At 66.7% G+C, this 7,407-nt stretch carries 9 protein-coding genes; 3 read left to right on the plus strand and 6 right to left on the minus strand.

The window, feature by feature from the left end; all coding sequences use genetic code 11:
- Positions 1 to 194 precede the first annotated feature (194 nt).
- From ABIB14_RS18375 to ABIB14_RS18390, 4 genes are read right to left on the minus strand one after another with little or no spacing between them, the layout of a single operon-like run.
- Positions 195 to 1,208: a sensor histidine kinase gene (locus ABIB14_RS18375; RefSeq protein WP_354237341.1), complete on the minus strand. Its 1,014-nt coding sequence runs from the start codon at positions 1,206 to 1,208 to the stop codon at positions 195 to 197.
- Positions 1,209 to 1,244: 36 nt separating this feature from the next.
- Entirely contained in the window at positions 1,245 to 1,919 is a 675-nt protein-coding gene (locus ABIB14_RS18380; protein ID WP_354237342.1) for a response regulator transcription factor, read from the minus strand.
- 4 nt (positions 1,920 to 1,923) lie between these two features.
- Positions 1,924 to 2,673, minus strand: a complete 750-nt coding sequence (locus ABIB14_RS18385; RefSeq protein ID WP_354237348.1) for a VTT domain-containing protein — start codon at positions 2,671 to 2,673, stop codon at positions 1,924 to 1,926.
- A gap of 19 nt (positions 2,674 to 2,692) precedes the next feature.
- The gene (locus ABIB14_RS18390) at positions 2,693 to 3,454 is read right to left on the minus strand and encodes a phosphatase PAP2 family protein (RefSeq protein ID WP_354237343.1); all 762 of its coding nucleotides are present in this window, start codon (positions 3,452 to 3,454) and stop codon (positions 2,693 to 2,695) included.
- 268 nt (positions 3,455 to 3,722) lie between these two features.
- Between ABIB14_RS18390 and ABIB14_RS18395 the strand changes: the two genes are divergently transcribed.
- Positions 3,723 to 4,397, plus strand: coding sequence for a DUF1345 domain-containing protein (locus tag ABIB14_RS18395; RefSeq protein WP_354237344.1), 675 nt, complete (start codon positions 3,723 to 3,725; stop codon positions 4,395 to 4,397).
- A gap of 30 nt (positions 4,398 to 4,427) precedes the next feature.
- On the opposite strand, the gene ABIB14_RS18400 is transcribed toward ABIB14_RS18395, so the two are convergent.
- On the minus strand, positions 4,428 to 5,120 hold the full coding sequence (locus tag ABIB14_RS18400) for an endonuclease/exonuclease/phosphatase family protein (RefSeq protein WP_354237349.1): 693 nt from the start codon (positions 5,118 to 5,120) through the stop codon (positions 4,428 to 4,430).
- A 177-nt stretch (positions 5,121 to 5,297) separates the two neighbouring features.
- Here ABIB14_RS18400 and ABIB14_RS18405 point away from each other — a divergent pair, with 177 nt between their 5' ends.
- Positions 5,298 to 6,101: a thioesterase family protein gene (locus tag ABIB14_RS18405; protein ID WP_354237345.1), complete on the plus strand. Its 804-nt coding sequence runs from the start codon at positions 5,298 to 5,300 to the stop codon at positions 6,099 to 6,101.
- Positions 6,102 to 6,133: 32 nt separating this feature from the next.
- Here the strand turns inward: ABIB14_RS18405 and ABIB14_RS18410 are convergent, their stop codons facing one another.
- Positions 6,134 to 6,517 carry a DUF2177 family protein gene (locus tag ABIB14_RS18410; protein ID WP_354237346.1) on the minus strand — a complete coding sequence of 128 codons (384 nt, stop codon included), beginning with the start codon at positions 6,515 to 6,517 and terminating at the stop codon, positions 6,134 to 6,136.
- On the opposite strand from ABIB14_RS18410, the gene ABIB14_RS18415 reads away from it, so the two are divergent.
- Positions 6,510 to 7,277, plus strand: coding sequence for a lipoate--protein ligase family protein (locus ABIB14_RS18415; protein WP_354237347.1), 768 nt, complete (start codon positions 6,510 to 6,512; stop codon positions 7,275 to 7,277). The two genes, ABIB14_RS18410 and ABIB14_RS18415, sit on opposite strands and share 8 nt — an antisense overlap.
- Positions 7,278 to 7,407 lie beyond the last annotated feature (130 nt).

Here is a 7,407-nt window from a genome sequence, read left to right on the forward strand (position 1 = left end):
GCATCCATGTGGCCAGATTAACTGAGACAAACCCCAGAAACCCGTAGGTGGCCAGGTAAGTTGCGAAAATGGCCAACTAAATTGAGACAGGACATCGAGGATTTCCCGGCGGGTTGACTCCCGACGCTCCATTCGCCTATCTCTGTTAGGAACATCTAACATAGTTAGGATTATTCGCCCCCGGGAGCGCCCGGTCAATAGCCGTCGGACTGCGGCAGCGTCATCGTAATGACTGTTCCTGCGGTGCCGGTCCGGGCCACTTCCACCGCGCCGCCGGCGGCCATGGCAATCTCTCGGACCAGGGACAGCCCGATGCCGAAGCTCCGCTGTCCGCGTGCACCGTCCGGGCTGGCCGTCCTGACAAAGCGGTCGAAGATCCGGTCCTGGTCGACGCCGGTGATCCCCGCCCCCGTGTCCGCCACCGTGATGACCGCGTGGTTTTGCCGGGCAGCCGTTGAAATCGTGACGCGGCCGCCGGACGGGGTATGGGCCAAGGCGTTGTCCGCCAGCGCCAGCACCGCGCGCCGCAGCGCGTTGGGTTCGATCCTGGCCCGCGGTCGCTGGTCGGCAGCGAAGTCCAGGCGGACATCCTTTGCCGCCGCCAGCTGCTGGAGGCTTTCAGCGACAGACGCGGCGACCTCGGCCAGGTCCACGGGCTCGGACCCGGGATCGGGGGCGACCGCGGTGGCGGCCAGCAACAGCTCGTTGACGATTCCCGTCATCGTGGCGGCGTCCTCGCGGATTCGGGCCAATGCCCTGCCCGGCTCTGAGTCCGGTGCGGCCTCGCGCTGCGCGAGCTGGATCCGGGTGTCCAGGATGGCCAGCGGCGTCCGGAGCTCGTGGCTGGCATCCTGGACAAACCGGCGCTGCCGGGCCAGCGCCTCTCCCAGCGGACGGATGGCGCTGCGGGCACTAAGCCAGCCCACAAGGCCGGCCAAGGCAATGCCCGCCACCCCGGCGATGATCATCGCCTCCAGCAGGTCCTTGGAATCAAGGTAAGCGTAAGTGGTTCCCGCCGACGCCGAGGGCGGCAGTTCCGGATGGGCCAGCTTGTTCATGAGGTAAAGTGCCGCGACGGCGAGGAGACCGAGCACCATGACCGCGCAGACGGCGCTGATCCGCACCGCCACCTTGAGCGAGGCCTTGCGCAGAGTGGACTGGTCCGGGGTTCCACCCGGCAGTTCTTCCATAGTTTTTCGCAGAGTCATTCGTGTCCCCAAGCCATTGCCTCCCCAGTCAGCGCGTCAATCACGGGCGTCGCCAATTTGGTAGCCGACGCCGTGGACGGTGCGGATAACAGACTTGTCGATCTTCCGGCGCAAGTGGTGGACGTAGGTGTCGATCACGCCGGGCTGGTCCGTAGGGTGGAAAAATCCGGCGAGCAACTCGTCGCGGGTGAAGACCCGGCCGGGGTCAGCGCCGAGGGCTGCGAGCACTTCGGACTCCTTCGCCGTGAGGGAAACCAGTCTGCCGTAAAGAGAGCGGACCGAGCGCGACGCCGGGTCGAGCTCCCAGTCGCCGATGGTCACCGTCCCGGCGGGCGGGATGAAGGTGCGCGTCAAGGCGCGCAACCGGGCCGCCAGTTCGCCGGCGTCGAACGGCTTGGTCACGTAGTCGTTGGCGCCGGCGTCCAGGCCCCGGACCTTCTCGCTGGGGTCGCCCAGCGCCGTCAGGATCAGGATCGGCGCGGCGATGCCCTTCGACCGCAGGGCCGCGATCACGGCGATCCCGTCCATGACGGGCAGTCCGCGGTCGATGACCATTACGTCCCATGGCTCCGTCAGGCCCCAGTGCAGGCCATCCTGGCCGTTAGCGACCAGCCGGACCCGGTAGTCCGGCCCGAGCAGTTCGGCGATGAGCGGGCCCAGGACGGGGTCGTCCTCGACGAGCAGCAGGGACGGCCGGTCAGCGGTTGTCATGCGCCTATTCTTTCGCGGCCATTTCCCCGGTCAGCACGCCGTCGGCCGTGTCGTGTGAAGTTTCGTCGGCGCCGGCGGACTCGTCCGCCGGCGCCCCCGCGCTGGCGCGGCGGTGGCGGCGTCGTTGCCTGAGGAGCTGGATTCCCCAGGGCAGGACGGAGGCCAGGACCATGACCACGGCAATCACGTCGATATTCTTGGCGATGATTTCGTAGTGTCCCAGCCAGGTGCCCAGGAGGGTCACCGACGTCGCCCACGCAAGGGCTCCGATGATGTTCCAAAGGGTGAAGGCCCTGTACCCGTAGCGGCCGATGCCGGCGGTCAGCGGCGCAAATGTCCTGACTATGGGCACGAAGCGTGCCAGCACGACAGCGGCGCCGCCGTGGCGGCGGAAGAAGTCCTCCGTGCTGGTCAGGTATGACGTCTTCAACACCTTGGCGTCATCTTTGAACCAGCGCCGCCCAAAGGTGCGACCCAGCATGTAGCCGACCTGGTCGCCGGCGACGGCGGCAGCGGTGACGACGCCGATTAGGACGGGTAGCGTCAGTTGCAGCTGCTGGTGCAGTAACCCCGCGGTGAACAGCAAGGAGTCGCCCGGCAGGAATGGAAACAGCACGCCGGACTCGATGAACACCATCACAGCGATCACGCCGAGGGCCGCCGGCCCAAGCCCGGCGAGCAGGCTCGCCGGGTCCAGCAGGGAGGGTGATCCGGCCGCGGCCGTCAGGGACGGAACCAGCCCCGAGAAGTACATGCTGTGCATGGTTAAATCCTTAGCGTCGGCGTGAGTGGGGGAAGGCGGCAGCCGGCAGGCGGTCCACGATCAGGGGAGCGAAGCGGTTCCACAGCCCGGCGAGCAGCACCACCGCAGCGCTTGCGGCCAGGAAAGAGGCCGCAACGTCGGTGGGGTAATGGACACCGATGTAAACCCTGGACCAGGCAACGATGACGGCCATGGCCGCCCCCGCGCCGGCGATGACCTTGGACCAGCGGGTGCCGCGGGCCAGGAAATAGAGTGCGAACGCGAGCGCAACGGCGAACGAAACGTGGCCGCTGGGGAAGCTGTTGGAGCCGGTTTCAGGAGCGAGCGGATCGAAGAGCAGCGCCGGGTTGGGCCGTTGGCGGGCGATGATGAGCTTGAAGGCTTCGCTGGCCACCCAGCCGGAGCACGCCACGAGGCCGAAGCCGACGGCCTTGACCAGGTCACGCCTGACCAGCCAGATGTAGAGGGCGGCGGCTCCGACCACCGCGAGCCCTGCCACCGGGCCGAAAATGAGATTGATTCCCATCGCAAGGGCGGTCAGGACGGCGGCATGGTGCTGGCTGAGTCCCTGGTCCACGCCCAGCTCGGCCGGCGTTTCGCCGGGGACCAGTTTTACCGTCAGGCCCAGCGCTATGACGGCCGCGCACAGCAGGGCGCCCACCAGCAGCCAGTGCCGGGCCTGGGGGAGGGCCCAAAACCGTGGGCCGGAAGCGGGACGCGCGCCGGCAACCCGGTGGGGTGCTGTGCGGTCAATAGGGGCGGGTCCAGTCATCGAATCCTCCGGGTCGGGGCAGCGGCGCGCGGTCACGCGTCCTGTCTGATTCTGTCCCGTGCCGTTTAAGAAACCCTTAAGAACTGCGCGAAGTCCCGGGATGGCGCCGGGCATCGTCGGGGCGGCGAAGCATAACCCCGCCGCACCGACTAGTTCAGCGTCCCGTTTTCAGCTGTCGGAGTTATTGTGCCGGCGGTGGTCAGGGTCAAACCAGCCGCGCCCGGCCCCAAGTGGCACACCTGTTGGCCCGGGATGCAATGATCGCTGCATGAGTACAAACAACAACTCCGGCCGCCAAGGGCTGAACTTCAACACTCCTGCCCATCATTCGCGCCTCAGGGTGGCGGCCATGGTCATTGTCGGGGTGGCCGTGGGCCTGGCCGTCGGGTCCCTGGGGTCATGGGCTTACGCGCCGGCGATAGGGTGGGCGGCAGCATCACTGACCTACCTGATCTGGGTGTGGGCGGTCATCGGGCAATTGCAGTCCGAGGCAACGGCAGCGCACGCCCGGCGCGAGGATCCGGGCCGGGCTGCCTCCGATGGCATGGTCCTGACGGCCACGCTTGCCAGCTTCGCGGGTGTTGCCTTGATCCTCCTGGACGCGTCCAACGCCACGGGCGGCGCGAAAGCCGCCGTCATCGCCATGGCGCTGGGCAGCGTGGCCCTCTCCTGGGTCCTGGTGCACACGCTCTACACCCTGCGTTACGCGTCGATCTATTACCGGGACGCGAACGGCGTCGACTTCAACGAGGACAAACGTCCGCGTTACCTCGATTTTGCCTATCTGGCTTTCACCGTGGGGATGACCTTCCAGGTCTCGGACACCGACCTCAAGACCGATGCCATCCGCACCACCGTGCTGCGCCAGGCGCTGCTGTCCTACCTGTTGGGAGCCATCGTCCTGGCCACCACCATCAATCTGGTGTCCGGACTCATTCACTGACCGCGGGTCACTGCTGGGCCCCGGCGAAGCTCAGCTCGCCGCGGGCCCCGGGCCCTGGCCGTATTCAGCCGAGATGAGTATGGGGAGGTGGTCAGAGGCGCCGCGCGGCAGTGTTTCGACGCTTTCGATCATGAGTCCGTGGGACGTCGCGAAGTCGAAGTGGCCCTTGAAGACCTTGTACCGGGTGTAGGTCCGCCGGTCGCTGAGCGAGAGCTCGTAGCCGGCGTCTTTCATCTGCGCGGTGAGGTACTTGGTGAAGAACGGATAGTTGAAGTCGCCCACCATGAGCGTCATCAGCCCGGCACCCATGCCCAGCAACTCCGCGTGCGCGGCGTGGATCTGGTTCCGGCGCAGCGAGTTCGACGCCGTCAGCGGCGCCGCGTGGAAAGACGCGAGGACCAGGTCGTGTTCGGTTTCGTTGTCCACCACCCGGGTGCCGATAAGCCGCTCGTGCGCTGGTGCCAGCACTCGGTCATGCAGCGACTTCTTCAGCGCAAACGTCTTGGACTCCCCTGCTGTGAAGCGGTCCTTCCGGTAGTAGATCGCCAGGCCCAGCCGGTTGCCTCTGGTGGAGTCTGCGAGGTGCAGGCCCCCGATGCTTTTGGGCAGATCTTCCGTGTCGCACTCCTGGAGGCACAGTCCGTCGATCTCGTAGTCTCGGGCTAAGGCCTCCAGTTCGCCACTGGCCTTGTGCTTGCGGAGGTTGTAGCTGATGACTCTGATCAGTGGAGCACCTCTTCGCAGAATAGTCGGATAAACCTTGATCCAGAGTCTACCCAGTCCCGTGCATCGGATGGGACCCGGGCGCCGCGAAAAGGCACAGGGCAGAGGGCTCAGGGCTTAGGACTCAGGCGATAGGGTAGTGGGGATTCTCTGATTGATGATGCGAAAGGGTCGACGTTGTCTGCTGAACTTCCGGAACTGGCCGAGGGCGATTTCTACTACGAGGCGTTGGGGGGCGGGCGTTTCCGCTCCACCATCCACGCCCAGGGGGCCTGGAACGTGCACGAGCAGCACATGGCGCCGGCGTCCGGCATCATGGCCGACTGCCTCGCCCGGCACGAGCCGCGGGACGACATGCGGATGGCCCGGATCAGCTACGAGATCCTCGGCCTCATCCCGGGCGGCGAGTTCGAGGTCACCGCTACCACGCTGCGCCCCGGGCGGACCATCGAACTGCTCCAGGCCGATCTCGTGGCCGGCGGCCGTGTAGCCATCCGGGCCACGGCCTGGCGGATGATCACCTCCGACACCTCCGCTATTGCCGCGTTTGAGGATCCCCGGATCCCCGCGCCGGAAGATTGCGAGCCGTACGACGCCGCGACGGTCTGGCCGGGCGGCTACATCGCCTCGCTCAAAATGCGCATCGCAGAGGGCCATCGTGCCGGTTCCGGCACGGTCTGGCTGCACACCGACTACCCGCTCACGGACCGGTCGGACAGCAGCGAACTGGCCCGCCTGATCGGCCTGGTAGATACGGCCAACGGGATCGCCGCACGGGTTCCGCCGGGCAAGGACAGCTACGCGTTCCCCAACCTGGACCTGCAGATCCACATGTACCGCCAACCCGAGGGGGAGTGGCTGGGCCTGGACAACGAGGTTAGTTTCGGCACGGACGGCATCGGCCTGACCTCCACCGTGCTGCATGATCTGCAGGGCCCCTTCGGTCGTGCGGAGCAGATTTTGACGCTGCGCAGGTCCTGACGCCGCGTTAAAGCCAGCGCCGCGCAGCCCCGCTAGCGGAAGACGAGCCAGCCGACGATGGTGGCCAGGCCGGTCAGGAACGCGCCCCACAGGATGTCCACCACGATGATCGCGAGCGGCCAGTTCTTTAGCGTCGCGGCATTGGTGAGGTCGTAGGTGGCATACGCGAAACCGCCCAGCGCGGCACCGTAACCCAGCGCGGTCAGCCAACTGCCGCCGTCGAGCGCCGGCCGGAGGGCGAAAAACACGATTCCGGCGATGTACAGCAGGTAGAACACCACGGCGTAGCCTAGATGGGGCTTGTCTGCCATCAGATGGCCGAGGTGCCGTCGGTAGAACTTGCTCATCGACTTGAGCCAGACGGAGTCGATGGCGGCGAACGCCGCGGCTACCACCAGGAATTGCAGAATGACCATAAGGGAGCATAACAACATGCAGCAGGGCGCACCCCGGACCCTGACGGTGTACCGGCAGAAGGACTCCCTTGGAGCGGCAGAGGACCTGGACTTTGCCCTGGCACTGCTGCAACGCGTGAAGACCGGCGCGGCGGGCCCCCTGCTGCGGCTGTACCGGCCCGAGCCCACCGTGGCCTTCGGCCAGCGGGACACGCACCTGCCCGGGTTCGAGGCCGCGGCGAGGGCCTGCCGTCAACTGGGGTTCGAGCCCCTGGTCCGGAAGGCCGGCGGCCGGGCTGCCGCGTACCACCAGGGAACCCTCGTGATCGACCATCTGGAGCCGCACGCCGACGCGATCGCCGGGGCCAAGGGACGCTTTTCGCTCTTCGGCGAACTGCTGGCACAGGCGCTCCGCGACGCCGGGGTGGAGGCCGCCGTCGGGGAGATCCCGGGGGAGTACTGCCCGGGTGAGTTCAGCGTCCACGGCCACGCCCCGCTACTTCCGGAGCGCCGGCTCAAACTCATCGGCACCGCCCAGCGGGTGGTTTCCGGCGGCTGGCTTTTCAGCTCGGTAATCATTGTGGAGAACTCCGCGCCGATCCGGGCCGTGCTCGAGGCCAGCTACGCGGCGCTCAGCCTGGAGTGGGATCCGGCGACGGCGGGAGCGGTCAACGACCTGGTCCCGCGTCTGGACGTGGACGCCATCGAGGCAGCAGTGCTGGGCGCCTACGCCCGTTACGCCGCGCTCAGTTACGGAAACTTTTCCAGCCTGCTCGGATAGGTTCCTTCAGCGCCGCCGCAGGCGGATGTCACCGTGCGAGCAGTGAGCTGGCTTCCTGGCGGGTGCTGCCGGAGCTTTCGATGTGCGCGAGTTGGGCGGGGATTTCCCAGCCTTTCTTGCGCATCGCGGT

This window comes from Arthrobacter sp. UYEF3 (assembly GCF_040546245.1).
Taxonomy (GTDB): Bacteria; Actinomycetota; Actinomycetes; order Actinomycetales; family Micrococcaceae; genus Arthrobacter.